Origin of the sequence: Allobosea sp. OK403, from assembly GCF_900113835.1 — a bacterium.
GTDB lineage: Bacteria > Pseudomonadota > Alphaproteobacteria > Rhizobiales > Beijerinckiaceae > Allobosea.
In genome coordinates this window covers 55,418-81,227 of record NZ_FOQV01000017.1, presented here as the reverse complement: position 1 = coordinate 81,227, position 25,810 = coordinate 55,418, and the positions used below count along the sequence as shown (strand labels likewise).

General features: G+C 67.3%; 23 protein-coding genes. 5 read left to right on the top strand and 18 right to left on the bottom strand.

Annotated elements, in window-relative coordinates; all coding sequences use genetic code 11:
- Positions 1 to 27: 27 nt before the first annotated feature.
- From BMZ97_RS29365 to BMZ97_RS29305, 13 genes are all read right to left on the bottom strand, one after another.
- Complete coding sequence (locus tag BMZ97_RS29365; protein WP_092178152.1) at positions 28 to 1,206, bottom strand: ABC transporter substrate-binding protein; 1,179 nt, start codon at positions 1,204 to 1,206, stop codon at positions 28 to 30.
- 52 nt (positions 1,207 to 1,258) lie between these two features.
- A complete protein-coding gene (locus tag BMZ97_RS29360) occupies positions 1,259 to 2,080 on the bottom strand; it encodes an NAD(P)-dependent oxidoreductase (RefSeq protein WP_092178150.1) in 822 nt (273 codons plus the stop codon).
- A 117-nt stretch (positions 2,081 to 2,197) separates the two neighbouring features.
- Complete coding sequence (locus BMZ97_RS29355; protein WP_092178148.1) at positions 2,198 to 3,103, bottom strand: LysR family transcriptional regulator; 906 nt, start codon at positions 3,101 to 3,103, stop codon at positions 2,198 to 2,200.
- A 224-nt stretch (positions 3,104 to 3,327) separates the two neighbouring features.
- Positions 3,328 to 4,593: an MFS transporter gene (locus tag BMZ97_RS29350; RefSeq protein WP_175525794.1), complete on the bottom strand. Its 1,266-nt coding sequence runs from the start codon at positions 4,591 to 4,593 to the stop codon at positions 3,328 to 3,330.
- A gap of 58 nt (positions 4,594 to 4,651) precedes the next feature.
- Positions 4,652 to 5,638, bottom strand: coding sequence for an ABC transporter ATP-binding protein (locus BMZ97_RS29345; protein WP_092178144.1), 987 nt, complete (start codon positions 5,636 to 5,638; stop codon positions 4,652 to 4,654).
- Complete coding sequence (locus BMZ97_RS29340; protein WP_092178142.1) at positions 5,631 to 6,647, bottom strand: ABC transporter ATP-binding protein; 1,017 nt, start codon at positions 6,645 to 6,647, stop codon at positions 5,631 to 5,633. The genes BMZ97_RS29345 and BMZ97_RS29340 overlap by 8 nt, the downstream gene beginning before the upstream one ends.
- A gap of 4 nt (positions 6,648 to 6,651) precedes the next feature.
- Positions 6,652 to 7,494, bottom strand: a complete 843-nt coding sequence (locus tag BMZ97_RS29335; protein WP_092178140.1) for an ABC transporter permease — start codon at positions 7,492 to 7,494, stop codon at positions 6,652 to 6,654.
- Positions 7,494 to 8,498, bottom strand: a complete 1,005-nt coding sequence (locus tag BMZ97_RS29330; RefSeq protein WP_092178138.1) for an ABC transporter permease — start codon at positions 8,496 to 8,498, stop codon at positions 7,494 to 7,496. The genes BMZ97_RS29335 and BMZ97_RS29330 overlap by 1 nt, the downstream gene beginning before the upstream one ends.
- Before the next feature lie 27 nt (positions 8,499 to 8,525).
- Positions 8,526 to 10,097: an ABC transporter substrate-binding protein gene (locus BMZ97_RS29325; RefSeq protein WP_092178136.1), complete on the bottom strand. Its 1,572-nt coding sequence runs from the start codon at positions 10,095 to 10,097 to the stop codon at positions 8,526 to 8,528.
- Positions 10,098 to 10,119: 22 nt separating this feature from the next.
- Positions 10,120 to 10,863 (bottom strand): SDR family NAD(P)-dependent oxidoreductase, encoded by a 744-nt coding sequence (locus tag BMZ97_RS29320; RefSeq protein ID WP_092178134.1) that lies wholly within the window; start codon positions 10,861 to 10,863, stop codon positions 10,120 to 10,122.
- Positions 10,860 to 12,863, bottom strand: coding sequence for a hydantoinase B/oxoprolinase family protein (locus BMZ97_RS29315; protein WP_092178132.1), 2,004 nt, complete (start codon positions 12,861 to 12,863; stop codon positions 10,860 to 10,862). The genes BMZ97_RS29320 and BMZ97_RS29315 overlap by 4 nt, the downstream gene beginning before the upstream one ends.
- Positions 12,860 to 14,923, bottom strand: a complete 2,064-nt coding sequence (locus BMZ97_RS29310) for a hydantoinase/oxoprolinase family protein (protein ID WP_092178130.1) — start codon at positions 14,921 to 14,923, stop codon at positions 12,860 to 12,862. The genes BMZ97_RS29315 and BMZ97_RS29310 overlap by 4 nt, the downstream gene beginning before the upstream one ends.
- Before the next feature lie 133 nt (positions 14,924 to 15,056).
- Positions 15,057 to 15,794: an SDR family NAD(P)-dependent oxidoreductase gene (locus BMZ97_RS29305; RefSeq protein ID WP_244546666.1), complete on the bottom strand. Its 738-nt coding sequence runs from the start codon at positions 15,792 to 15,794 to the stop codon at positions 15,057 to 15,059.
- A 156-nt stretch (positions 15,795 to 15,950) separates the two neighbouring features.
- On the opposite strand from BMZ97_RS29305, the gene BMZ97_RS29300 reads away from it, so the two are divergent.
- A complete protein-coding gene (locus BMZ97_RS29300) occupies positions 15,951 to 16,739 on the top strand; it encodes an IclR family transcriptional regulator (protein ID WP_092178126.1) in 789 nt (262 codons plus the stop codon).
- A 134-nt stretch (positions 16,740 to 16,873) separates the two neighbouring features.
- Here BMZ97_RS29300 and BMZ97_RS29295 read toward each other — a convergent pair whose 3' ends face one another.
- Positions 16,874 to 18,466 (bottom strand): ABC transporter substrate-binding protein, encoded by a 1,593-nt coding sequence (locus BMZ97_RS29295; RefSeq protein WP_092178124.1) that lies wholly within the window; start codon positions 18,464 to 18,466, stop codon positions 16,874 to 16,876.
- A 257-nt stretch (positions 18,467 to 18,723) separates the two neighbouring features.
- On the opposite strand from BMZ97_RS29295, the gene BMZ97_RS29290 reads away from it, so the two are divergent.
- From BMZ97_RS29290 to BMZ97_RS29280, 4 genes are read left to right on the top strand one after another with little or no spacing between them, the layout of a single operon-like run.
- Positions 18,724 to 20,217 carry an amidohydrolase family protein gene (locus tag BMZ97_RS29290; protein ID WP_092178122.1) on the top strand — a complete coding sequence of 498 codons (1,494 nt, stop codon included), beginning with the start codon at positions 18,724 to 18,726 and terminating at the stop codon, positions 20,215 to 20,217.
- A 6-nt stretch (positions 20,218 to 20,223) separates the two neighbouring features.
- A complete protein-coding gene (locus tag BMZ97_RS29285; RefSeq protein ID WP_092178120.1) occupies positions 20,224 to 21,159 on the top strand; it encodes a CobW family GTP-binding protein in 936 nt (311 codons plus the stop codon).
- Complete coding sequence (locus BMZ97_RS31065) at positions 21,156 to 21,374, top strand: hypothetical protein (protein WP_139221387.1); 219 nt, start codon at positions 21,156 to 21,158, stop codon at positions 21,372 to 21,374. Before BMZ97_RS29285 ends, BMZ97_RS31065 begins: the two co-directional genes overlap by 4 nt.
- A 24-nt stretch (positions 21,375 to 21,398) precedes the next feature.
- Positions 21,399 to 22,142, top strand: a complete 744-nt coding sequence (locus BMZ97_RS29280; RefSeq protein WP_092178118.1) for an aspartate/glutamate racemase family protein — start codon at positions 21,399 to 21,401, stop codon at positions 22,140 to 22,142.
- 35 nt (positions 22,143 to 22,177) lie between these two features.
- Here the strand turns inward: BMZ97_RS29280 and BMZ97_RS29275 are convergent, their stop codons facing one another.
- Genes BMZ97_RS29275 through BMZ97_RS29260 form a run of 4 tightly spaced genes read right to left on the bottom strand, consistent with a single transcriptional unit; the run spans position 22,178 to position 25,804 of the window.
- Positions 22,178 to 23,104 (bottom strand): polysaccharide deacetylase family protein, encoded by a 927-nt coding sequence (locus tag BMZ97_RS29275; protein ID WP_175525793.1) that lies wholly within the window; start codon positions 23,102 to 23,104, stop codon positions 22,178 to 22,180.
- Positions 23,104 to 23,904, bottom strand: a complete 801-nt coding sequence (locus tag BMZ97_RS29270) for an ABC transporter permease (RefSeq protein WP_092178116.1) — start codon at positions 23,902 to 23,904, stop codon at positions 23,104 to 23,106. The genes BMZ97_RS29275 and BMZ97_RS29270 overlap by 1 nt, the downstream gene beginning before the upstream one ends.
- Positions 23,901 to 24,731, bottom strand: a complete 831-nt coding sequence (locus BMZ97_RS29265) for an ABC transporter permease (protein ID WP_092178114.1) — start codon at positions 24,729 to 24,731, stop codon at positions 23,901 to 23,903. The genes BMZ97_RS29270 and BMZ97_RS29265 overlap by 4 nt, the downstream gene beginning before the upstream one ends.
- Positions 24,728 to 25,804, bottom strand: coding sequence for an ABC transporter ATP-binding protein (locus BMZ97_RS29260; protein WP_210188360.1), 1,077 nt, complete (start codon positions 25,802 to 25,804; stop codon positions 24,728 to 24,730). The genes BMZ97_RS29265 and BMZ97_RS29260 overlap by 4 nt, the downstream gene beginning before the upstream one ends.
- Positions 25,805 to 25,810 lie beyond the last annotated feature (6 nt).

The following is a 25,810-nucleotide window of genomic DNA, read 5'->3' as shown; positions in this document are numbered from 1 at the left end:
CTGTCCCCCCGTGCCGGTGCCGACCGCTCAGGCCTTGACCTTCGCGGGATCCTTGACGTTGGGCACCGTCGCGAACTCGACATTGAAGAGCTCGCCATTCACTCGCTCGACGCGCCGGATGTAGATGTTCTGGATCGGCTCGCGGGTTTCGGGGTCGATGCTCAGGGGGCCGCGCGGGCTCTGCCAGGACAGGCCCTTCATCGCCTCGACGAGCGCTTCGCCGCCGGTCGCGCCGCCGGTCTTCTTCAAGGCCTCGTAGATCAGGTGCATGCCGTCATAGGCGTGGACGGCGATGTGGTTTGGCCGCGTGCCGGCCTCCGCCCGGAAAGCCTTGCAGAAGGCTTCGTTCTCGGGGCCGGGATGGGCGGCGGAGTAGTGGTGCGAGGTCACCATGCCGAGCACGGAATCGTCCATCTGCGTGATGATGTCGTCCTCGGTGACGCTGCCTTCGCCGAGGACGCGGATGCCGGCCTTGTCGAGGCCGCGCTCGACGAACTGCTTCATCAGCGCAGCACCCAGCCCGGTCGGCACGAAGACGAAGAGCGCGTCGGGCTTGGCGTCGGCGGCGCGCTGCAGGAAGGGCGCGAAGTCGCGGTTGGCGAGCGGCGCGCGGATGGTTTGCGCGATGTCGCCGCCGAGCGCCTTGAAGCGGTTGTTGAAGCCGGCTTCCGCATCGATTCCCGGCGCATAGTCGGCGACCAGGCTCACCACCTTGCGCACGCCATTGGCATAGGCCCATTCGGCCAGCGGCACAGTGGTCTGCGCCTGGGTGAAGGCGGTGCGGATGATGAAGGGCGAGCGCTCGGTGACCACGGAGGTCGCCGACATCATCACGATCTGGGGCACCTTCGCCTGCGTCGCGAGCGGCGCGACGGCCAGCGCCAGCGGCGTCAGGCCAAAGCCCGCCAGCACATGGACGCCGTCATTGGCGACCATCTCCTGGGCGATGCGGCGCGTCACATCGGCGACGCCGGTGTCGTCGCGCAGGATGAGTTGGATGCGCTTGCCGGCGACGGTCTCGCCCTTCTGCCGCATATAAAGCCGCGTGCCGGCATCGAGCATGCGCCCCGTCGAGGTGAAGGGCCCGGTCATCGGCGCGATGAGCCCGATCTTGATCGTATCGGCCTGCGCGAAAGCGCGCGGTGCGGCGGCGGCAACCATCGAAAGGCTCGCTCCTGCGAGCAGCGAACGGCGATTGAGCGACATGGTGCGTTTCCCTCTTGATCTTGCTTTTTAAGTTGGTTGGTCAGGCTTCGAGCTAGCTGCGGCGGGCACCTCGCTGCTGGCTGTCGGCGACCGCGCGGGCGAGCTCGGGATCCAGTCCGAGCGCGGCGAGCATCTCGGCGGCTTCACGCATTTCCGCTGCCCGGCGGACGCCATGCGTCGCGACACGCTCGCGCATGTCGGCGGAGAGCGCGTGAAAATCGATCGAGGGGAATGTCGCGTGGAGGCTCGCAAAGACCGCGTCCTTCACATCCCAGGCTTCGCTGGCTGCCGTGCAATCGACCATCAGCGCTTCCAGGCCTTTGATCATGATGCTGCGGCACAGCTTCATCGCCGAGGCGCGGCCATGGACTTCCGAGACGGGCGTCAGATTCATGCCCAGGCTGTTGAGCGAGGCTGAGGTCGGCTCGGCCAGCGGACCGCCGGCCAGGATCGGCACCTTGATGCCGGGCTTGAGCACGGGCGCCATGACGGCGCCCTCGACATAATCCGCTCCGCCGGCCTCGACGGCCTTCGCCGCGCGCTGCTTGGTCGATGGCGCGGCCGAGTTGACGTCGACGAGAATCTGCCCGGGCTTGAGCCACGGCGCGGCCTGGGCCGCGACCGCTTCCGCTTTGTCGGCGGTCACGGCCGAGAACAGGATGTCGGCGCCGGCGCAGGCTTCTTCGAGCGATGCCGCCGTCGCGACGCCGATCGTGCTCGCAGCCGTTTCGAGCTTTTGTCCCGCGCCCGATCCGAACAGCACGTCATAAGCGCGAATGCGCACACGGCCGCTGGCGAGCAGGCCGCGCGAAAAGGTCTGCCCGACCTCGCCAAATCCGATGAATGCGATCGTTGCCGGTGTGGCTTCAGCCATCCGTCGACCCCTTGCTTGTGCGTTTCCATGTCCCGCGACAAGCCTGGGGCCAGGCTATTCTTACTTCAAATGATCACTTTGCAGCGATTGATGATTTTCATGCAGCAATGACTGTGGTCACCGCACCGAGACGCTGCGCTTGAGGGCCTCGCTGATCAGCTTCAGGAGATATCGGGCGGGGGGCTTCAGCGGCAGGTTCTTGCGGGTGATGATGCCGAGCGTGCGCGTGACCGTGGGCGAGCGCAGCGGGATCGCGACGAGCTCTCCTGCGTCGACGATGTCCAGTGCGAGCTGCGGCACGATCGCGTAGCCGATGGCCGAGCGAACCAGGCTGACGGCGGTGATGACGCGCTGGACCTCATAGCGCCAGGTGAGCGTCTCGCGGCGCGATCCGAGCGCATCGTCGATCAGGATGCGATTGCCGGTCTCGGCGCTGATGCGCACCAGCGGTAGCCCCTGTAATTGCGCCCAGGTCAGGGATTCGGACTGGGCGAGTGGCATGCTGCGATGGCAGACGAGGAGGAAGGGCTCCTTGACCACCGGCTTGAGCTCAAGGTCCCAGCGATTGGCAGCGACGATGGTCACACCGAACTCCGCCTCGCCGGACTGCACCTTGCTGGCGATCTCGGAGGCCGAATTGTCATGGACCCTGACCCGGAAGCCGTCATAGCGCTTCTCGAATTCGGCGATCACACCTGGCATGCAATGCATCGCCACCGTCGGCAGGCACCCCATGACGACCTGCTCGCCGCTGTCCTTCGCATCGGCCCTGACTTCGTCGATCGCGGAGCCGAGCTCCTCGAAGATCTTCCGCGCCCGTGGCAGCAAAGCGAGGCCGGCGGGGGTGAGCGAGACCTGCCGGGTCGTGCGCAGCAGGAGCGGCGTTGCGAGCGACTCCTCGAGCTTGCGGATGCGATGGCTGAGCGCGGTCTGCGACAGATTGAGATGCGAGGCCGCCGCCCGGAAGCTGCCACGTTCGGCAATGCTGACGAAAGCCTGCAGGCCCAGGACGTCCATCCTCATCGCAGCCAACTCCAATGTGATCGAGCCGCAACCTAGAGCAGGATGCGAAAAACTGGGCACCGGTTTTTCGCATCGATCCGGCTCTAGAGCCGTTTTGGATCTGAGTGAAAAACGGACCCGTCATTGCGAGCGCAGCGAAGCAATCCAGGAGGACGTAGAACTCTGCCGCTCCTGGATTGCTTCGCTGCGCTCGCAATGACGGTTCTGTCAGATCGAAAACCGCACTAGTCGTGGCCGCCAGGCGCGGTCGAAGCGCGACGCGGCATGATCGCGAAGCAGATGACGCCGAAGAGGGCGCAGAGGAGGAAGCCGATATCGAAACGATGCGTGAGCATCAGCAGAACCGCGAAGACGGATGGGCCGACGACATAGCCCAGGAAGATGATCAAGGTCGCACCGGCGGAGGCTTCCCTCACGAGATGGGCCGGGCAGGCCCGGGCGACCTCCGACAACTGGACGCCGTTCCAGCTCGACACGGTGACGCCCGCCACCGCTGCGAGAATGCAGAAGAGCCCGTAGGACCATTCCGGCCCGGCAAGAGCCATGGCGAGCGAGGTCAGGCCGGAGGCCAGACCCATCAATCCGAGAAGCTGCCGCGGCGAACCGAGCCGGTCCGCCAGCCAGCCGAGCAGCATGCGGCCGACGACGCTGCTCGCTTGCATGATCGCGAAGGCGATGCCGGCTGCGCGGAGATCATGCCCCATGGCCGAAACCGAGAACGTCATCAGATAGGCAAACCAGATGCCCTGGCCGAGCGCCAGACAGGCCCCGGCCATGGCGAGCCTGACGATGGAGGTCGAGCTGGTCAGCGCCGCAAGCGGCGCCCGGATATTCGCCGGCGACAGGAAGGCCCGCACCGTCACCGCCTGGTCGTGCGTCCTGCCTGCGTCCAGCCGCTCGCGCATGGGCTGCACGGCGAGAAGCACGAGCATGACCAGAACAGCCGATACCAGCAGCGAGGCGCGCCAGCCGAAGGCTTCCACCACCGGCGGCAAGATCAGGCCGGCGACGATGCCGCCCGCCGGCACGCCGGCCTGCTTGATCGAGAAGATCATCGCGCGGTGGCGCACAGGCGCTGTCCGGTGCAGCACATCGTTGCCGGCCGGCGAGGACGGGCCGTAGCCGAGCCCGATCAGCAGGGAGGCCGCGGCGGCAGCCGGCCAGAAGGGCGGCAGGAGCAGCAGCAATCCGATGACGCCGAGGCATAGCCCGCATTGCAGCGCGCGGACCGAGCCCAGCCGGCGCAGCATCGGAGCGCCGAGCGTCAGGAAGATGATCGAGCCGAGCGTGCCCAGGCTCGCCAGATAGCCGATGATCGCATCCGACCAGCCCCTTTCTGCCGTGAAAGCCGGCGCGAGCGTCGGCGGGATGCGCGACAGGAACGCCGTCGCCGCCTGGACGGCGGTCATGGTCACGAGCGCCGAGATCCATTGCGGCGGAGCATCGGAAGGCTTGCTGTCGGCCGCCGACTGGACCTCGTCTGAAGACATCGCTTGGGTCAGCCTGTCGGGTCGGGGGAGATGGGAATGGGTTGCGTGATCGATGACATCACGCGGCGTATTCGCGCCAGCGCAGGCAGGCAACACCATGGCCGTTTTCAAGATCGATAGCCGGCTCGATTGTCGCGCATGTATCGATCGCAAGCGGGCAGCGCGTGCGAAAGCGGCAGCCGGAGGGCACGTTGGACGGGTCCGGCGGCTCGCCTTGCAGGGTGAAGCTCTCGGTGATGCGCGGCCCGCCGATGCGCGGGGCGGCGGCGAGCAGCGAGCGGGTATAGGGGTGGCGTGGGGCGCGGAAGACCTCCGCGGTGTCGCCGATCTCGACGATGCGGCCCAGATACATCACGACGATGCGGTTGCAGATCGAGCGGACGACGGCGAGGTCGTGGCTGATGAAGAGATAGGTCAGCCCGAATTCCTCGCGCAGGTCGCGAAACAGCGCCAGCACCGTCGCCTGTACGGAAACGTCGAGGCCCGAGGTCGGCTCGTCGAAGATGATCAATTGCGGGCCGAGCACGAGGATACGGGCCAGGCCGACACGGCGCTGCTGGCCGCCACTGATCTCATGCGGGTAGAGGTCGAGATGCGCCTGCGGCAGGCCGACCGCGCTGACGATCGCCTGGACGTGCTCCTCGCGCTTGGCCCGGGACCAATCGGTGTGGATGATCAATGGCTCATGCAGCGAGCGCCGCAAGGTCCAGCGCGGATCGAGCGAGGCGCCGGGATCCTGATAGACATATTGCAGCTTGGCCCGCACCGCCGCGGCCCGCTTCTGGCCGGGCGCTGCGATACGCTCGCCCTCCAGGCGGACCTCGCCGCTGGTCGGCTCGTGAATGCCCATCAGGGTCTTGCCGAGGGTGGATTTGCCGCAGCCGGATTCGCCGACGATGCCGAGCACCTCGCCTTCCCCGACCGAAAAGCTGACATCGTCCAGAGCCCGCAAGGTGCCGACGCGGCGGTTGAGGAAGCCGCGCACCGGGAAATGGCGGCCGAGCCGATCGACCTCGAGCAGGGCCGGCGCCGGGAGGTCAGACATTCCCAGCGACCTCGCTCATCGCGACGGGATGATGGCAGGCGACCTGATGGGCGCCGTGCTGTCCGGATAGGGCAGGGCGCTCGTCGCGGCAAATCCCGGTCATTTGCGGGCAGCGCGGGTTGAAGCGGCAGCCCGGCGGCGGCTGCAATGGGCTTGGCACCGCGCCGGGAATGCCGACCGCATCGCGCCCTTCTTCCGGCAGGCTCTGCAGCAGCATGCGGGTATAGGGGTGGCGGGGATGGGCGAAGAAGGCCTCGCGGGGTGCGATCTCGGCGGTCTGCCCGGCATACATCACGACGACGCGGTCGCAGATCTCCCAGGCGGCGCCGAGATCATGGGTGGTGAACAGCACCGAGACGCCGCGCTCGACCGCCAGCCGGCGCAGCAGGCCGAGGATCTGCGCCTGGACGGTGACGTCGAGCGCCGTGGTCGGTTCGTCGGCGATGATCAGGCGCGGCTCCGGCAGGAGCGCCATCGCGATCATCACGCGCTGGCGCTGGCCGCCGGAGAGCTCGTGGGGATATTTTTCCAGGATGCGGCGCGGCTGCGGCAATTGCACCGTGTCCAGCATGGCGAGCACGGCCTCATCATCGGCCTTCTGCTCCGCGCGCGAGCGCCAGCCGAAGCGCGAGGCCGTCCTGCGCGGCGTCTTCCAGCGCATCAGGTCGCCGATCTGGGCACTGATGCGGAACAGCGGGTTGAAGCTGGCGAAGGGGTCCTGGGGAACGAAGGTCACGACCCGGCCGCGCAGGCTCTCGGCGGCCTGGTCGTCGCGGAGCATGTCGACGCCGTCGAGGCGGATATGGCCGCTGCCGATCTCGGTCAGGCGCTCGGGCAAGGTGCCGAGGATCGCGCGCGCCAAGGTGGTCTTGCCGCAGCCGGATTCGCCGACAAGGCCGACGATCTCGCCGGGCTGCACGACGAGGTCGATCTGGTCGAGCACGCGCGCCGGCCCGCTCTCGGTGCGAAAGCTGAGGGAGAGTTTCGCGATGTCGAGCAGGGGCGCCATCGCCTCAGACGCTCCGTCGCGTGCGCGGGTCGAGAATGTCGCGCAGGCCGTCGCCAAACAGGTTGAAGCCGAGCACGGTCAGGAAGATCGCGATGCCCGGCGCGAGCGCATACCACCAGGCCTCGGGCAGATATTCGCGGCTTTCGGCGATCATGCGGCCCCATTCCGGGGTCGGCGGCGGAGCGCCGAGGCCCAGGAAGCCGAGCGTCGCGGCGGTGAGGATCGTCGCCCCCATGCCGATCGAGGTGCGCACGATGATCGGCGAGGCGATGTTGGGCAGGATGTGCAACACGATGACGCGCCAGGGCGAGGCGCCCAGCGCCACGGCGGATTCGATGAAGACCTCGTTTCGCATCGAGCGCGTCTCGGCATAGACGAGCCGCGCCCAGAACGGCCAATAGGTCAGCGACAGCGCCAGGATGACGTTCTCGATGGAGGGGCCGAGCGTCTGCGCGATGGCGATGGCGAGAACGATCTGCGGCACCGCCAGGAAGATTTCGGCGACGCGCATCAGGGCGTCGCTGACCCAGTTCTTATAATAGCCGGCGACAAGGCCGATCGGGACGCCGATGAGCAGGGCCGAGCCGACGGCGATGGCGGCCAGCATCAAGGTGATGCGCGCCCCGAAGATCAGGCGGCTGAAAATGTCGCTGCCCATCCGGTCGGTGCCGAACAGCGCTGCGGCTGCCGGCGCCTGCAGGCGCCGCTCGATGTGGAAATCGGTGACGTCGCCGGGATGGGGCGCAAGCCATGGCGCGAAGATCGCCGCGATGACGAGGAGCCCGAGCAGGCCGGCGCCAAGCAGGGCCGCCTTGTCGCGCGCGAAGCGTTTGAGCAGAGCCGGCATCAGGCGGCCCCGCGCGGGTCGATCGCCGCCTGCAGCAGGTCGACCAGCAGGTTGATGAAGACGAACAGCGCCCCGGTGCAAAGCGTGAAGCCCATCACGGCGTTGTAGTCGGATTGCAGGATGGAGCGCACCGCATAGGCGCCGAGCCCGGGCCAGTCGAACACCGTCTCGACCACGACGGCGCCGGCGAGCAGAATGCCGAAGATCAGGCCGAGCTGCGTCACCGTCGCCGTCATCGCCATGCGCAGCACATATTTCCAGACGATCACCCGGCGCGGAAAGCCCATCGCCTTCTGATAGGCGACGGAGGGCGAGTTGATCACGCCGATGACGCCGTTGCGGGTGAAGCGCACCACCGTCGCGGCCGCCGGCAATGCCAATGTAAGCGCCGGCAGCGCCAGGTGGCGCAACGCGTCGCCCAGCATCTCGCCATCGCCCTCGATCAGGGCGTCGACGACCATGAGATTCGTCACCGGGGTCGGCGGAAAGCCCTCGATCCGCCCCGAGAGTGGCAGCCAGCCGAGCTTCATCGAGAACAGGAACTGGAGCTGCATCGCAAACCAGAACGAGGCGACGGCGAGCCCCGACACCGTGACGACGCGCAGGATGTGGTCCATCCAGGAATTGCGGTTGAGCCCGCAGAGCACGCCGAGCGGAATCCCGACCAGCGCCGCGATCAGCACCGCCACGAGCGTCAATTCCAGCGTTGCCGGCAGGCGCGCGACGAGGTCGTGGATGATCGGCTGCTGCGTGAACAGGCTGATGCCGAAATTGCCCTGGGCGACATCGACGACATAGCGCAGGAACTGCACTGGCAGCGGCTTGTCGAAGCCGAAGCGCTCCCGCACCTGCTGCAGCTGCTCGGCGGAGGCGTTTTCACCGGCGGCCAGAAGCGCGGGGTCGATCGGCACGACGCGCGACAGGACGAAGACGATCGCAAGCAGGCCAAGCATGGTCGGCACAAACCAGATCAGCCGGTTCGCCACCAGGGACAGCCAGTTCATGCAGTCGCCTCCGCTCGCATCGCGTGCTCAGCCTCGCTTCAACGACGCCCAGCGGATGTCCTGGCCGTTGCTGACGGGCGAGAAGCGGATGCCCTCGACCTTGCTCGAATAGGGGCCGTACCATTTGGTGTTGTAGACGAAGATGCCCGCCGCCTCGTCGCTGACGATCTGGGTCATCTCCTCATAGAGCTTGCGGCGCTCCTCCTGGTCGCTCGAGACCAGGGCGCGGTCGAGCCGCCTGTCGATCTCGGGATTGCTGTAATAGGAGAAGGTTCGCGTGCCGTGGTAGCGCGTGCCGTAGAGCTCGCCGACCCAGTTGTTGGGGTCGACATAATAGGTGCTCTTCCAGAGCGGGATGATGTCCGCCTGCGTCTGGGCGTTGCGCATGCGGTTCGAGACGACCGACCAGGGCGAGACCTCGACCACGACCTCGACGCCGATCTGCCGCAGCGTGTTCTGGAACAGGGTCGCGGCCTGCTCCGACTCGCTGAAGCCCGCCAGCGCGTTGATGGTGATCGGCCGCAGCGGCTCGGTCACCTTCTTCAGCTCCTCGCGGGCGAGCTCGAGATTGTAGCTGTAGCCCTTCAGCCCCGGCGGCGTGCCCCAGATGTTGTTGGGGTTCGGACCCGGATTGCGGTTGACCGAGCCCTTCATGATGTTGGCGATGAAGCCGTCATAGTCGAAGGCATAGGCCAGAGCCCGCCTGAAATGGACGTTGTTCATCAGGGGCTTGCTGGTGTTCAGCGCCAGGATGAAGACGCGCATCGACTCCTGGTCGATGATCTGGACATTGGGCGATTGCTTGAGGCGCTGGATCTGGTCGTAGGGCAGGTAACCGTCGGCGCCCTGATAATCGCCGCGGATCAGCCCGAGCACGCGGGTATTGGTCTCCAGCACGGTGCGGAACTCGACATCGTCGAAGGGCTGCCCGGTCCAGCCGGCGAAATGCTCGACGAAGCGCCGGCCGGTCCAGCCCACCGCCGGATCATGCCGGCGCAGGGCATAGGAGCCGCTGCCGGCCTCGTTGCGCGCGAGCCAGGCTTCGGCCCAGTCGCCGTTCTTCTCATTGGCCTTCACCAGCTCGCTGTTGACGACGAGGATGTCGGGCACCGTGGTCAGGAAGATCGCGGAGGGCTGGCTGAGATTGAACTCGACGGTGTGTGCGTCGAGCGCCTTGGTCGAACCGGGCTTGATCGCATCGAGATAGAGGCTGGCCGCGCCCTTCTTCAGCGCGATGATGCGCTCGATCGAATAGACCACATCATTGGCGGTGACGGGTTTGCCGTCATGGAACCTCGCGTTCTGGCGCAGCTTGAAGGTGTAGACCTTGCCGTCGCCGGAGACGCTGTGGCTCTCGGCGAGCCAGGGGATCATCTTCGGGGGATTGTCGACCCAGCGATAAAGCCCGTCATAGAGATTGAAGCGCGACGCGGCCCGGGCGGTGTCGAAGATCGTGTGGGGGTCGAGATTGTCGTAGGGGCTGTTGTTCGCATAGACGAATTTGCCGCCGCTTTGCGCCGAGGCGCCGGCCCATCCGGCCGAGGAGAGGGCGACCGAACCCAGAACTGTCTTCAGAGCATCTCTGCGTGTCTTGGTCATGCCATCCTCCTCTGTTGCTGGGTCAGGGGCTTCCCGTGACCGAAAGCACCTGACCGGTGATGAAGTCGGCGTAGTCGGAGGCCAGGAACATCACGGCATGCGCGATATCCTGCGGCGTCCCCGCCCGCCGGCGCGCCGTGTTCTCGATCATGCCGGCCTGGCGCTCGGGCGAATAGGAATTCCATTGGCGCTCATAATCGGGGCTGGTGCGCTGGAAGCCCGGCGCCACCGCATTGACGGTGATGCCGAAGGGGCCGAGCTCCTGGCCGAGCTGGCGCGCGAGCCCGATCTCACCGGCCTTGGCCGAGGCATAGGCCTGGATGCCGGTCAGCGACGTGCGCAGGCCCGCCCCGCTGGCGATGAGCACAATCCGGCCCTTGCCGCGTGACTTCATGCCGGGCGCGACCGCCTGTGCGGCCAGAAAGGCTCCGGTCAGGTTGACGTCCAGAATGGCGCGCCAATCCGCCTCATCGACCTCTTCGAGCGGCTTGGCGCTCTGGCCGAGCACGCCGCCGGCGACATAGACCAGCACATCGACCGGCCGGCCGGCGATCGTCTCGCTCCCGGCGACCCAGGCCTGAACCTGGCTCTTGTCGCGCAGGTCGAGTGCAGTCTTGTGCGCTTCGAGCCCGGCCATCTCGTCGGCCAATCGGTCGCCGGCGAAAACGTTGGCTCCGCGCGTAGCAAAACTCTCGACGACGCCGCGCCCGATGCCGCGGGCGGCGCCGGCGATCAGCACGCTCTGCCCCTCGAACGTGATGTTCATGCTGCTGCTCCGATCGTCCGGGGCGCCATCTGCGGATACAACCCCAGAAGGCTCGCATAGGCGCGCTCGATCGCGGCGACGGGGTCGCTCGCGGCGGCAGCATCAGCGCTCACGGCGGCGAAGATCTGGTGCTTCATGAAGAAACGCCATTCGACGGGCAGCGCAAAGAGCCTCTCGGAAAGATGGTCCCAGGCCGTGTCGGACCAGACCGTCTCGAAGGCGAGGCGCGCTGGATCGAGCGTCAGGCCGCCTGGCGTCGGGCCGTTCAGCGCCGGTTTTGGCCGGGCGCGCAAAGCGAGCGTCTTCTCCTGGTCGACGATGCCCGCCGCGATCACCACGCCATAGGCCAAGGCGCCGGCTTCGCTGACCTTGCCTTGCGCGACGTCGTCGAGCACCTCGGCTAGCGGCCGGGTAAATGGATCGCCCCAGCCGCCGGCACCCGAGGCCGAGATCATCAGCACGTCGCCGGGCGCGCAGCGCACCACATCGGTGTTGCCGAGCGCTTCCTCGCCCGCCGTTCCGGGGTTGCGCAGGAAGCCGCAGGTCGCGCCAGGCTGGCCGCCCTCCAGGCCCCAGCAGGAAAAACGCACGCGGTCGCGGTTGCGTGCCGTGACCACCGAGTTCGGCGAGAACAGCTGGAACGTCATCTGGGCCGCCAGCCCGCCGCGATGGCGCCCGGCGCCGCCGCTATCGGGCACCAGCCCGTAGCCGAGCACCTTGATCGGCACCTCGGCTTCGGTGATCTCGATCGGCGTGTTCTTGAGGAAGGAGTTTGAGCCGTCCTGCCCATCCTCGCGCGCCGAGCCGCCGCCGCCGCCCGTGATCGGATTGATCGAGGCCATGGCGAGGCGCCCGGTTCGGCTGTCGGTGGTGCGCACATTGAGGATGCCGCCGCCGCCGGCGGGGCCAGCCGGCAGCCGGTCCGGCATGGCCTGCGAGAAGGCGCCCACGACCATGCCCTGGATCCGGGTGCAGGTTAGGCTGCGCATGCCGGTTGCCGCCGGATAGACCGGATTGACCACCGATCCTTCCGGCAGGATGCAGCGCACTGGCCGCAGCAACCCGGCATTGAGCGCGACCGTCGTGTCGAGCGAGTAGACGACATAGTTGTAGCCGACCAGCGGCAGGATATGCCTGGGCAACCCGCCGGTCGGCATGTTGAGCGCCGATTGCAATTGCGGGTCGCTGCCGCTGAAATCGAACACCGCTTCGTCGCCGCGCACTTGCACGCAGAGCTTCAATCGGCACGGCACGCCGCCGGGGCTGTCCTCGTCGATATAGTCGGTGAAGACGTAGTCGCCGTCAGCCATCTCCGCGAACAGGCGCCGGGCCTGCCGGTCGGCCAGATCGAGCACGCCATACATCGCGTCGCAGACCGTATCAGCGCCGAAGCGGGCGACCGCGTCCATGATCTTGCGCTCGCCCGTCTTGAGCGAGGCGATCTGGGCCTTGAGGTCACCCCAGTTCTGATCCGGCATGCGCACATTGCGCAGCATGATCCGAAGCACCTCGTCATTCATTCGGCCGGCATCGACGAGCTTCATCGGCGGAATCCGGATGCCCTCCTGATGGACCTCCGTCAGCGCCCGCGACAGCGAGGCCGGCACCGCGCCGCCCATATCGGTGTTGTGGATATGGCCGACGGCGAAACAGATCAGTCGCTCGCCCGCGAAGATCGGCATCCACAAATGCATGTCGGGCGCATGGGTGCAGACAAAGCCGGAATAAGGGTCGTTGGTGACGCAGATGTCGCCGGGGCGGTAATCCGGGATCGCCTCGATGGCGCCGGCATAGTCGAGCCCGATGAACCAGGTCGCGCCAAGATCCTTCGGACTGGCGAAGGTCTGCCCGCATGGCGTGGTCAGCCCGCTGGTGAAATCCTCGGTCTCTTTGACGAAGGCGGAATGGGCCGTGCGCAGCAGCGTATAGGCCATGCTTTCGGCTGCGGCCTCGAAATGGCTCTTCAGGATCTGGAGCGTGACCGGGTCGAGCGTGCTCATGTCATGCTGCTCCGTCCCGTGCCGCTCCGTCGCAGGATGAGGTTGGCGTAGGCGTCGACCTCGCCGGTGAAGCCGGGGGGAGCCCAGGTGGTGGTGTCGTCCTGGATCACCACGGCCGGCCCGTCGAAGCGGCTGCCGGGCGGCAATTCGCGACGTTCGAACAGGCCCGCCACAATATCCGCGCCACGATGCGTGACCATCAGCGTCCGGCTTGCGACGACATGGGACTTCGTCATCTCGCGCGCCGGCAAGGCCGGCTTGGGCGTGCGGCCGGCGATGACGACGCGCAGCGCGACGATCTGCACCGCCGCCTTGTCGTCGGCATGGCCATAGATCTCGGCATGCTTGGCGTGGAAGGCGGCAGTGATTGCAGCCTGGTCGCCTGCGGTGATCCAGGCCGCCTCCAAGGGCGTCTCGATCTCGTAGGACTGGCCGCGATAGCGCATGTCGCCGGAGATGGTGAGGGCAGCCTCGCCGGAATGGCCCTGGTTGCCGTGGAGCCAGTCCCGCGCCTCAGCAGTGAGCCCCTCGAACGCTCGGGCCAGCGTGCCCATCGCCTCGGCGGTCATGTCCAGGAAGACCACGCGCACGAAATCGGAGCGCAGATCGGCGAGCAGGCCGCCGAGCGCGGCGAGCACGCCGGGCGTCTCCGGGATGATCACCGCCTCCATCCCGATCGCTTCGGCGACGAGGCAGCCCAGCATCGGCCCGGCCCCGCCGAAAGCGAGCAGCGCATAACCGCTCGGCTCCTCGCCGACCTGTGAGAACAGGCGGCTGATCTCGCGATACATGTTGGCGACAGCGAGATCGACGATCGCCTCGGCGGTCGCCGCTACATCGCGCGAAAGCCCCGCCGCCAGCGGCGTCAGCACCGCAAGCGCCCGCTCCCGGTCGACATTGACAGCGCCGTAGCCGAGCCCCCCAGTGCCGAGGACGCCCATGGCGGCGAATGCGTCGGTGATCGTCGCGCGCTCGCCGCCGCGCCCATAGCAGGCTGGGCCGGGCGTCGATCCGGCGCTTTCGGGCCCGACGCGCAGCACGCCGAGCGTATCGACGCTGGCGACGGAGCCGCCCCCGGCCCCGATCGACGAGACCGAGACGGTGGGGAGATAGATCGGATAACGCCCGACCAACTCGCCGGAGCGGAAATCCGGCATGCCGTCGCGCAGCAGCGCGACATCGGCGCTGGTGCCGCCGATGTCGAGGCTCATCACCCGGCTGAAACCGGAGCGCTGCGCCACAAAGCCGGCGCCGTTCACGCCCGCCGCTGTACCCGAGAGCAGCATCTCGATGCTGCGGTCCTTGCCGGCAGCCGCGGTCATGACGCCGCCATTCGACTTGGTGATCATCGGCGCGGGCGCAACGCCGCGCTCGGCGAGCGCCGCCTCGAGCCGGCCGATGTAATGCGACACGCGCGGCTGCACCGAGCCGTGGATGCAGGCCGTGATGGTGCGCTCATATTCACGCACGATCGGCCAGACATCGGCCGAGCAGAACACCGGCAGGGACGGGTTGAGCTCAGCGATGCGGGCCTTGACCAATCGCTCATGCGCCGGATTGGTGTAGCTGTGCAGGAAGGCGAGAACGATGCCTTCCGCGCCCGCCTTCTCGGCCTGCCGCAGCGCGTCGGTGATGGCCGCATCGCTGGGCACGCGTTCGGCCTGGCCCGCCGCGTTCATCCGCTCGCCGAGCTCGATCACGCGGTCGCGCGGCACCAGCGGCGGCGGCCTGCGCGAGAACAGGTCATAGGGGTCGGGAATCTTCAGCCGCGCCAGTTCCAGCACGTCGCGGAAGCCTTCGGTCACGAACAGGCAAAGTCTCGCGCCGGTGCCCTGGATGATGCTGTTCACGCCCACGGTCGAGCCATGGGTGAAATAGGAGATGGCGCCGGGTGAAATCGCGAAGCGGCGCTCGATCTCGTCGAGCCCCTGCAGCACCTCGGCCCCCGGCGCGTCCGGCCGCGACAGCACCTTGAGCGTGCGCAGCGCGTAGCTGTCCTCGTCGAACACGCAGAAATCGGTGAAGGTGCCGCCGATATCGACGCCGACGCGATAGCCCATAATTCAGCTCCGCCCGGTCGGAATCGCGAGGATGCGCAGCAGGTCGGCGCGAACAGGACCGAGCGCCTTGTGCCGGACATCCTTGGGCCAGATCCGGGGCTCGCTTCGGATGGAGACGGTCATTGGCGGGTGCTCACCATTGATACTGGAAGCCGTCGATGGTGATCGCCTGGCCCGTGATGAAGCAGGGTTTTGAGGCGGCCAGGAACAGCACGAGCTGCGCGACATCCTCCGGGGTGCCGAGCCGATGCAGCGCGATGCCATTTGCGGCGATGGCGGCGCCGCGCTCGCGCGTCAGCACATTGCCGAGTTCGGTCTCAATCACGCCCGGGCAGATCGCATTGACCAGGATCGTCGGGCCCAGTTCCTTGGCCAGGGCCTTGGTCATGCCGATGATGCCGGCCTTCGCCGAGGCATAGGCGAAGCGGCTGACGGCCGCGGTGACGCCGCCGGAATGCGCGTTGAGCGAGGACATCGAGACGATGCGGCCGCCACCCTGCGCCAGCATGGCCGGAGCGACAGCGCGGACATAGTTGAAGCAGCTCTTCAGATTGATCGCGATGGTGCGGTCAAACTCGTCTTCCGTGATCTCGAGGATGCCCTTGGCCATCGAGCGGCCGGCATTGTTGAGCAGCACGTCGATGCGGCCGAACTCGCCGACGACTTCCGCGGCGATGCGCTGCGCCTCCGCGAAAGAGGAGACATCCGCCTCGAAGGTCAGGACCTCTCGGCCAAGCCCGCGGATTTCATCGGCGGTGCGGTCAAGCTCCGGCCGCAGCAGATCGACGAGCGCGATGTCGAAGCCGGCTCCGGCGAGCGCCTTGGCGCAGCCACGGCCGATGCCGCGCGCGCCACCGGTCACGATCGCCACTGATCTTTCGCTCGCCGCCGTCATGCGTTGAATTCACTCCGCTTGCAGGTATTGCCGCTTGCAAGTGTTGCCGCTCGAACGTGTTGAATTCATCAGGATTGAAGGGGAGCGTATCGTCGGCTAATTTGTTCGACAAGCAGGATCAGGTTCACATATATGAATACCGAAGTGAAATCGGCGGCCCGGATCCTCGACCTCTTGGAGTATCTCGCAGGCTGCGCCGAGCCGGTGAAACTCAAGGAGATCGTCGCCGCGCTGGGCTTTCCTAAAAGCAGCGCCCATGCGCTCGCCCAGACGCTGGTCTCCCGCGGCTACGCCATCCAGGATTCCACCGAACGCTATGTCCTGGTTCACGCCAGCCGCCATCGCTCCGCGACCCGCGCCCATGAGGCAAGGCTGCTCTCCGCTGCGCATCCGATCATGGAGCAGCTGCGCGACAGGTCCGGCGAGACCGTCGTCCTGGCCGTGCGCACCACCCGGGGTGAATCGAAGCGTCTGGCGAAATGCGTGAGCCGCCAGGCCATCCGTTTCGATGTCGATCTCGACGGCCAGAGCGATTCCTACTGCACCGCGACCGGCAGGCTGCTGCTGGCGCATTGGGAGGCCGGCCTCGCCAATGCCTATCTGGCGCGCGTTCCCCTGATCGCGCGGACGCCTAAGACCGTGACCGACCCCGATGCGATCCGCGCGCTCTTCATGAGGATACGCGCGGAGGGCGTTTCCGTCTGCGACGAAGAGCATGTCACCGGCTCGACGGGCCTCGCCGCGCCGATCCACGGCCGCGACGGCAGCGTCGTGGCGGCGCTCAATCTGGGCGTGGTGACGATGCGCTACCACGCCCGCAGCCATGAGTTGGTCGCGATGCTGAAGGAGGCCTGCCGGCAGATCAGCGAACGGCTCGGCTATCGGCAAGACACGCGGCAAGACGCGGACAGCGTCGCCTGATCGGAGCCGCGCTTCGCGTTGCAGAGGCCCTGCTCCGAACTCGTTTGGAAACTCCAGCCCTCATCCTGAGGAGGCCGCGAAAGCGGCCGTCTCGAAGGATGAGGGCTCGGGAGGTTTCCAAACAGAGAAGCCTCTCAGCCCTTGCTGACGTCCCAGAACAGCGGAAACGGTGCCTGGGCCACGCCCGAGAGCGCGTTGCGCCAGGCGGAATGGCCGAGGAAGAAGCCGGTCGGCACGAAGGTGACATCGTCCATGCCGGCGCGATTGACGGCCTCGATCGCCTTCTTCTCGGCGGCGAGGTCGGGCGCATCATACCAGGCAGCGATGTTCTGCTCGACCTCGTCATTGCTCGGCCAGCCGAACCAGGCCTTGTCGCCGCTGGCGCTGACGCCCTTGTAGGGGGCGGGGTTGATGCAATCGACGCCGGAATGCCAGCTGAAGAAGATGTTCCAGCCGCCCTCGGTGACCGCCTTCTTGCTGGTGCGGCGGGAGCCGACCGTGCCCCAGTCCAGCGACTGGTAGTCGACATTGACGCCGATGCGGCCCAGCATATCGGCGGTGACGTCGCCCTGCGCCTTGGTGATCGGCACATCGGCGGCGACCAGCATCACCACCTTCTCGCCGTTGTAGCCGCCCTGCTTCAGGAGCTCCTTCGCCTTGTCGTATTGACGCGGGCCCTTCAGGCGCTCGGCGCCGGCCTCGCTGTAGAGCGGCGTGCCGGGCGTGAAGAAGCTCGGCATCTCCTTCCACAGCGCGGTGTCCTCACCGACGATGGCCTGCATGTAGTCGGCCTGGCTGACGGCCCATTGCAGCGCCTGGCGGCAGAGCTTGTTGTTGAAGGGCGGCAGCAGGTGGTTGATGCGCATGGCGCCGACATTGCCCAGCGGATCGGCGATGCCGACCTTGATGGCGCGGTTCTTGGCGAGGAGCGGAACGAGATCGGCGATGGGGTTCTCCCACCAGTCGATCTCGCCGTTCTGGAGCGCGCTTGCGGCCGTGCCGGGGTCGGGCATGGTCATCCATTCCACGCGGTCGACCTTCATGACCTTGCCGCCGGCGAGCCAGTCGCTCTTCTCCAGTCGCGGTTGATAGCCGGCAAAGCGCTGGAAGACGGCGCGCGAACCCGAGACCCATTCGTCGCGCTTGAACGCCATCGGGCCGGAGCCGACATATTCCTTGATCTGGGTATAGGGGTCGGTCCTGGCGATGCGCTCCGGCATGATCACCAGGAGCGGCGTGTTGCTCTTGCCCAGCGCGTAAAGCAGCTTCGGGAACGGCGCTTTCAGGCGGAAGCGGAAGCTGCGGTCGTCGACCGCCTCCAGCGCGTCCAGGCGGGACTGGATCATCTGCCCCATGCCGTCGCGCGGCATCCAGCGGTTGATGCTGGCAATGACATCCCTGGTCAGCACCGGCTCGCCATCGTGGAACTTCAGCCCGTCGCGCAGCTTCAGCGTCCAGGTCTTGCCGTCGGCCGAGACCTCATGGCCCTCGCACATCTGCGGCTTGGGGGTGAGGTCGGCGCCGATGCCGTAGAGCATGTCGAAGACCAAGAGGCTCGCATTGCGCACCACGAGCTGCGTGCCGGCGACGGCGTCGAGATTGGGCAGGTCGGCCTGGGGCACGAAGCGAAGCACCTTGGCGTCCTGCGCGCGGACGATGTTGGGAGCCGTGAGGCGGCTGCCGGCCAAGAGGGCTCCTGCGCCCAGAAGGAGGTGGCGGCGTTTCATGCTGATCTGTTCTCCTGATTCTTGCGGCGTTCGTCCAAAGCGGCGGGCCTGTCGGCCATGAGGCCGGCCTCGTCCTCTCGAACGCTGTCGCGTCAGGACGTGAAAGCAAATCCGCGGCCACGGCATGCGCCGCCAGCCGATTGCGGTCGCCGGAGAATCTGCCTCTACTGCCGGCCCTGTTCGCCCATGGCTGGTCGAATGCGTCGCCGGGGGCGACGCCGGCCCGAGGCGCAGCGTTTGGCAGACGGAGCGGCGATATGAGCGGTTTGGTGATCCGGGGCGGACGCGTGGTGGATCCTGAAAGCGGGATCGATGCGGTGGCCGAGATAGCGGTGCTCGATGGCAAGATCGCCGCTGTTGGAACCGGGCTCGGCGAGGCCGAACGGGTCATCGACGCGACGGGGCTGGTCGTGGCGCCCGGCTTCATCGACCTGCACGCGCATGGCCAGTCCATCCCCGCAGACCGCATGCAGGCCTTCGACGGCGTCACCACGACGCTGGATCTCGAAGCCGGCGTGATGCCGGTCGCCTCCTGGTATCGGCGCCAGGCCGAGCAGGGGCGGATCCTGAACTATGGCGCCTCCACCAACTGGGCCTTCGCCCGGATCGGCGCCATGGTCGGCATCAACGAGGAATCGTCTCTGGAGGCGTTCGGCCGCGCCATGCGCGACCCGCGCTGGATGGACAATATCGCCAGCGACAGCGAGCAGGCCGGGATCATCGCGCGCATCGCGCAGGGACTGGACGAGGGCGGCATCGGCATCGGCATCCTGAATGCCTATGCGCCGGGCGCCGGCGTGCAGGAGCTGACGGCGGTCTGCCAGCTCGCGGCGGCCCAGGGCGTGCCCACCTTCACCCACATTGCCTATATGTCGCGCATCGATCCCAAAAGCGCCGTCGAGGCCTATATCCGCCTGATCGGCTATGCCGGCGCGACCGGCGCGCATATGCATATCTGCCATTTCAACAGCTCCAGCAAAACCGATGTGGAACGCTGCGCCGAGCTGGTGATGAAGGCGCAGGCACAGGGCCTGCCGATCACGGTCGAGGCCTATCCCTATGGCACCGGCTCCACCGTGCTGGCGGCCGCCTTCTTCAGCGACCCCGAATTCGAGACGCGCAACGGCACCGGCTATGACTCCGTGCAGCGCGTCGCCGATGGGCGCCGCTTCCGCGACCGGCAGGAGCTGCTGGCGGCGCAGGCCGAGGAGCCCTCCACGCTGGTGCTCTGGCATATCCTCGACACCGAGAACAACGAGCACCACCGCCGCATGCTCGATCTCTCCGTGCTCTATCCCGGCGGCGCGATCGCCTCCGACGCCATGCCCTGGAGCCTGCCGGACGCCACGACCTATACCGGCGATGCCTGGCCTCTGCCTGAGGACGCGACCTCGCATCCGCGCTCGGCTGGAACCTTCACCCGTTTCCTGCGCCACTGGGTGCGGGAGCGTCAGGCTGTTTCGCTGCTGGACGGCATCGCCAAATGCACGCTGATCCCGGCGGAGATCCTGGCGGCGAGCACGCCCGCCATGCGCGACAAGGGGCGGCTGCGGCGCGGCGCCGATGCCGATATCGTCGTCTTCGATTTCGAGACGCTGACCGACCGGGCCGAATTCACGGCGATGAACCGCCCGGCCGAGGGCGTGAAGCATCTTCTGGTCAATGGGCAGGCCGTGATCAGCGACGGCGTCATGGAGGTGGCGGCGCGCCCCGGCCAGCCCGTGCGCCGGCCCGTCGCCTCGGGCGCCTGAGCCGGCATGTCCGTCCCGATCCTGCTCGTGGCCGGCTTTCTGGGGGCCGGCAAGACGACGGTGGTGAACCATATCCTGGCCCATGCCGGGGGGCGGCGCATCGCCGCTGTGGTCAATGATTTCGGCGCCATCAATATAGACGCCGAACTCATCACTGGGGCCAGCGACGGGGTCGTCAGCCTGGCCAATGGCTGCATCTGCTGCTCGCTGGAGGGCGACCTGCTGCGCACGCTGGCGATGATCCTGCGGCGCAAGCCCAGGCCGGACGCCATCCTGATCGAAACGAGCGGCGTCGCCGACCCCGAGGACATCGTCCGCAATCTCCTGGATCCCGTGACCTTCCAGGAGGCGCCGCTGGAGACGGTGCTGTGCGTGGTGGATGCGACAGCGGCCTCTTCAGCGCTGGACGACCCTCTGCTGCGCGCGCAGCTTCGCGCCGCCACTATGGTGGCGCTGAGCAAGGTCGATCTCGTCGACGCGGCGCAGCGGCAGCGGATTGGCGACGCCGTCGCAGCGATCCGCCCGGGCGTGCTCCAGATCGAGGCCCCGCACGGCCAGGTGCCGCTAGAGTTGGTTTTCCCTGACAGCCCGGATCGGCCGCCCGTTCCGCGCGCGCCCGGCAGGCGTCGCCCGAGCTTCGAGCGGTTCGAGAGCCTGAGCTGGACCTCCGACCAGCCGGTCTCGCTGCCGCTCCTGCAACAGGCGATCGCCCGGCTTGCCCCGAAACTCGCCCGCGCCAAGGGGCTGTTCGAGACGGTGGAGCAGCCGGGCCGGCAGTTTGTGTTTCAGCTCGCGGGTGGCCGGGCGACCCTGGTCCCGGCTGGTGCGCCGGCATCGGGGCTGCCGCGCGCGAGGATCGTGTTCATTGCCGAGCTGGCGGCCCTGTCCGCTGCCGAAATCGCCGCGGTCATGGACGGATGCGTCGCTGCAGGGGCGGAATGAGACGAGCCAATCAGGCCACGACCGATGGAACGCGCGGCCTGGCCGGCTGGCGCTCCAGGGCTTGCGACGTAAGCGATCACGATCCCCGGCGACTGCCGGGACATCCGGGGATCGCGGAGGCAAACGCGATGATCCTGCATGCCGGGCGCTTTAGCCAATGCGAGATCGACGGACGCGGCGACGCGCTTCACTATCTGCCCGGCGGCCGCTTCTGAACGCGCCCGTGAGGACGGAGATCCATGCGCATCCTTCTGCTGAATCCCAATACCACCGAAGCGATTACCCAGCGCCTCCTGGTCGCGGCCAAGGCGGTGGCGGCGCCGCAGACCGAGATCGTGCCGCTGACGGCGCCGCGTGGCGTGCCCTATATCGCCAGCCGTGCCGAGGCTCAGATCGGCGGAGCCATTGCGCTCGACATGCTGGCCGAGCATCACCACGCGGTCGACGCCGCGATCATCGCCGCGTTTGGCGACCCCGGGCTGATGGGCGCGCGCGAACTCTTCGACATTCCTGTCGTGGGCATGGCCGAGGCAGCCATGCTGACCGCCTGCATGCTCGGCAAGCGCTTTTCCATTGTCACCTTCGCGCGGGCGCTCGGGCCCTGGTACGAGGAATGCGTCGCCATGCATGGGCTCGGCGGCCGCTGCGCCGGGGTCCGCATGCTCGACGAAACCTTCGCCGATGTCGGCGATGTGCAGGAGGAGAAGGAGGAGGTCATCGTCGCGCTCGCCAACCGGACCGTGGTCGAGGATGGGGCCGATTGCGTGATCCTCGCAGGGGCGCCGCTGGCCGGGCTGGCGGCCAAGGTGGCCCACCGCATCCCGGTGCCCGTCATCGATCAGGTCGGCGCGGCGCTGAAGCAGGCCGAGGCTCTGGTCGCCCTGCAGCCGCGCAAGGCGAGCGCCGGAACCTTCCGCAGGCCGCCGGCGAAGCCGACGCAGGGTCTCTCGGAGGCACTGGCGGCGCGCATCGAGCATCGTTGACTTGAGCTGTCCCGGAGGCTGCGGGCGTGGGCGCCTCAACGCCCGTCGATCAGCTCCTCGCGCCCGGTCTCGCGCAGCCAGTGCCGGGCGATTTCGTCGCGCCGCGCGAACCAGGTTCCCGGCTTCGACGCCGCATGGGCGAGAAAGCGCTCCAGACCGGCGATCCGCCCGGGGCGGCCGATGATGCGCAGATGCAGGCCGACCGTCATCATGCGCGGCGCGTCCGCGCCCTCCTCATGGAGCCGGTCGAAGGCATCAATGCAGTAGCGGGCGAAGTCATCGCCGAAGACGAAGCCGCCACCGCGCTGGAAACGCATGTCGTTGGTGTCGAAGGCATAGGGCAGCACCAGGTGGTCGCGGCCCTCGACCCCTACGAGATAGGGCAGGTCGTCGTTATAGGCATTGGAATCGTAGAGAAATCCGCCTTGTTCCAGGAGGAGGCGCCGGGTGTTCGGAGAGGTTGCCGAGCGCGTGTGCCAGCCGCGCGGCGGCACCCCGGCCGCGGCCGTGATGGCCTCGACCGTGCGGGCGATGGCGAGACGCTCCTCATCCTCGCTCATATTGGCGTGGCGCTCCCAGCGCCAGCCATGGGCTGCGACCTCATGGCCATCAGTGACACCCTCCCGTGCGAGCCAGGGCGATATCGCCAAGCTGCGGCCATTGGCGTTCATCGTTCCGCGCACGCCATAGTCCTGCAGCAGCTTGCGAATGCGTGGCCAGCCGGCGCGCGGGCCGTATTCGAAATGCGACTCCATGCACAGGTCGCGGACGCCGGAAATCTCCTCGACGACCTCATAGACGGACTCGTTGCGCTCATCGCCCTGGCCGAGCGAGAGTTCCGCGCCTTCCTCGATGTTGATGACGACCGAGACGGCTAGCCGCGCATCGCCGGGCCAGCGCACGGCTGGAGGCGCGCTGCCGTAGCCGCGGAAATCGCGGTCGCTGCCGATGATCCCGCTCATCACAGATCGGCCATGCGGCGCAGGCCGACGAGGCGGTCGCCGAGCACGAGAACGCCGATCGACAGCAGGATCAGCAGCGTCGAGATCGCGGCGATGGTGGGATCGGGACTTTCCTCGACATATTGCAGCATCTGGATCGGCAGCGTCTTGGTCCAGGCATCGGTGAAGAAGATCGAGATCGGATAATTGTCCATGGAGGCGAGAAAGGCGAACATGCCCGAGGTCAGGAAGGCGGGCGCGAGCGAGGGGACCAGCACTTTGAACACGGCTTTCGGATAGGTCAGGCCGAGCGTGCGGGCGGCGTCGATCAAGGTGAAGTCGAAGAGCGAGAGCGCTGCAAAGACGGTGCGCACCACATAGGGGAGCGTGATCACGACATGGGCGAGCACGAGGCTCACCCAGACGTCGCGCAGGCCGGCCGCGCGGAAGCTCTCCAGCATGGCGATGCCGATGACGAGGCCGGGCAGCATCAGCGGCGAGACCAGGAAGGTGACCACGGCCTCACGTCCGCGGAACTGGCCGCGCAGGAGGCCGATGGCGCAGAGCGTGCCGAGAACCAGCGCGACCGCGGTCGAGAATGCGGCGAGCTTCACCGAGGCGAAGACCGGCGGCCAGAGATCGCGCGAGCGGGCCAGCGCCTCGTACCAACGCAGCGACCATGATGACGGCGGCAAGGTGAAGACGGCGCTCGAACCGAAGGAGACGGCGACCGTTACCACGAGCGGGGTGAGCAGAAAGACGACGGTGAAGGTCGCAAGCAGCCCGGCAAGCCGGCCGGCGATTTTTTCGATCGCGGTCATGCGGCGCCTCCCAGCCGGCGCGACAGCCTGGAACTCGCCACGACGATGCCGATCGTCAGCGCGAGCAGCACGACGGCGGTCGTCGAGCCGAGTTGTTCGTTCCGCATGAACAGGAAGGAGCGCCCCGTCAGCGTCGCCAGCGTCTGGAAGCGGTCGCCGATCACTAGGCTTGGAATCACATACATCGAGGCGGCCATCGAGAAGACGAAGGCTATGCCCGTGATGATGCCGGGTAGCGACAGCGGTATCGCCACCTTGAAGAAGCGATAGACCGGCGAGGCGCCGAGCGTTGCCGCCGCCTCGCCCAGTCGCGGATCGACGAGCTTCAGCACGGAATAGATCGGCAGGATCATGAAGGGCACGAAAATATTGGCCGCCCCGATGACGAGGCCGGTCTCGGTGAAGAGCAGGCGCTGCGGCTCGTCCCAGATGCCAAGCCCGGTGAAGATCTGCGAGACGACGCCGTCGCGCCGCAGCACGATCTGCCAGGCGAAGGCCTTGACCACAACGCCGACCGAAAGCGGCAGGATGATCGCGACGAGGATCGCCGCCTGGACGAATCCGCTGGCGCGCGCCAGCACGAGCGCCGTCGGATAGCCGATCACGAGGCAGACCAGCGTCACCAGCGCTGCGCTGCGAACGGTATTGCCGAGAACGGTCCAGCTGAACGGATCGGCGAAGAAACCGGCGAAGGCCGAAAAGCCGCCGGCTCCAAGCAGGCTGCGACCGAGCAGGAAGAGCAGTGGCAGGCCGTAGACGACGGTGAGGTAGGCGACGGCTGGAGCGGCCAGCAGCAGGATCGGATCGAATCGGCGGGTGGCGCTCATGCCGCGCCTCCCTCTGCGGGTGCGGGATAGACCAGCGTGTCGGCCTGCCGCCAGCTCAAGGGCAGCCTGGCGCCCGGCGCTGCGCCCGATGGCGCCTCATGCGCCTCGACGAGCAGGCGGCCGCCCGCCGGCGCCTCGAAATGGAGCTGGACCCGAGCGCCCTGGAACACGACGTCGATCAGCGTCGCCTCGATGCTGTTCTCGCCACCCGCCCCGACCGTCATGCGCTCGGGGCGAATGCCGATGACGACCGGGCTGCGGGGGATGAATTGTCCCGGCGCGCACAGCTTTCCCGCTGCGGTCTCGATCGTCAGCATCCTGTCGTGACTTGCGACGACCGTGCCGGCGAGCCGGCTCGACAGGCCGACGAAATCGAGCGCGAAGGGCGTCGCCGGGCGATGGTAGATCGTCGTCGGCGTATCCAGCTGTTCGATCCGGCCGCGATACATCACGGCGATGCGGTCGGACATGGTCAGCGCTTCGTCCTGGTCATGCGTGACGAAGATCGCGGTGGTGCCGACCTCGCGCAGGATCCGCTTGAGATCGATCTGCATCGCCTCGCGCAGCTTGCGGTCGAGCGCCGAGAAGGGCTCGTCCAGAAGCATGAGCTTGGGCCCGACGGCGAGCGCGCGCGCCACCGCGACACGCTGCTGCTGGCCGCCCGAGAGCGCCTTGATCGAGCGGTCGGCAAAGGCCGTCATCTGGACGAGGCCAAGATAGCGCGCGACCGTCAGCGCGATCGTCTCCCGTGCCGCGCCGCGGGCCTTGAGGCCGAATGCGACGTTCTCCGCCACACTGAGATGCGGGAACAGCGCGTAGTTCTGGAAGACCACGCCGATGTCGCGCCGATGCGGCGGCTTGCGTGTGATCTCGTGGGTGTCCAGGACGACCCGGCCGGTGTCGGGCGTCATCAGCCCGGCCACGATGCGCAGCAAGGTGGTCTTGCCGCAGCCGGACGGGCCGAGCAGCGAGATGAACTCGCCCTTGCCGACGGCGAGATCGACACCGTCGAGGACGGTGGCGGCGCCGAAGCTCCTGCTGGCGCCGGTAATGTCGAGAAAGGCCGGGTTCACCGAGCA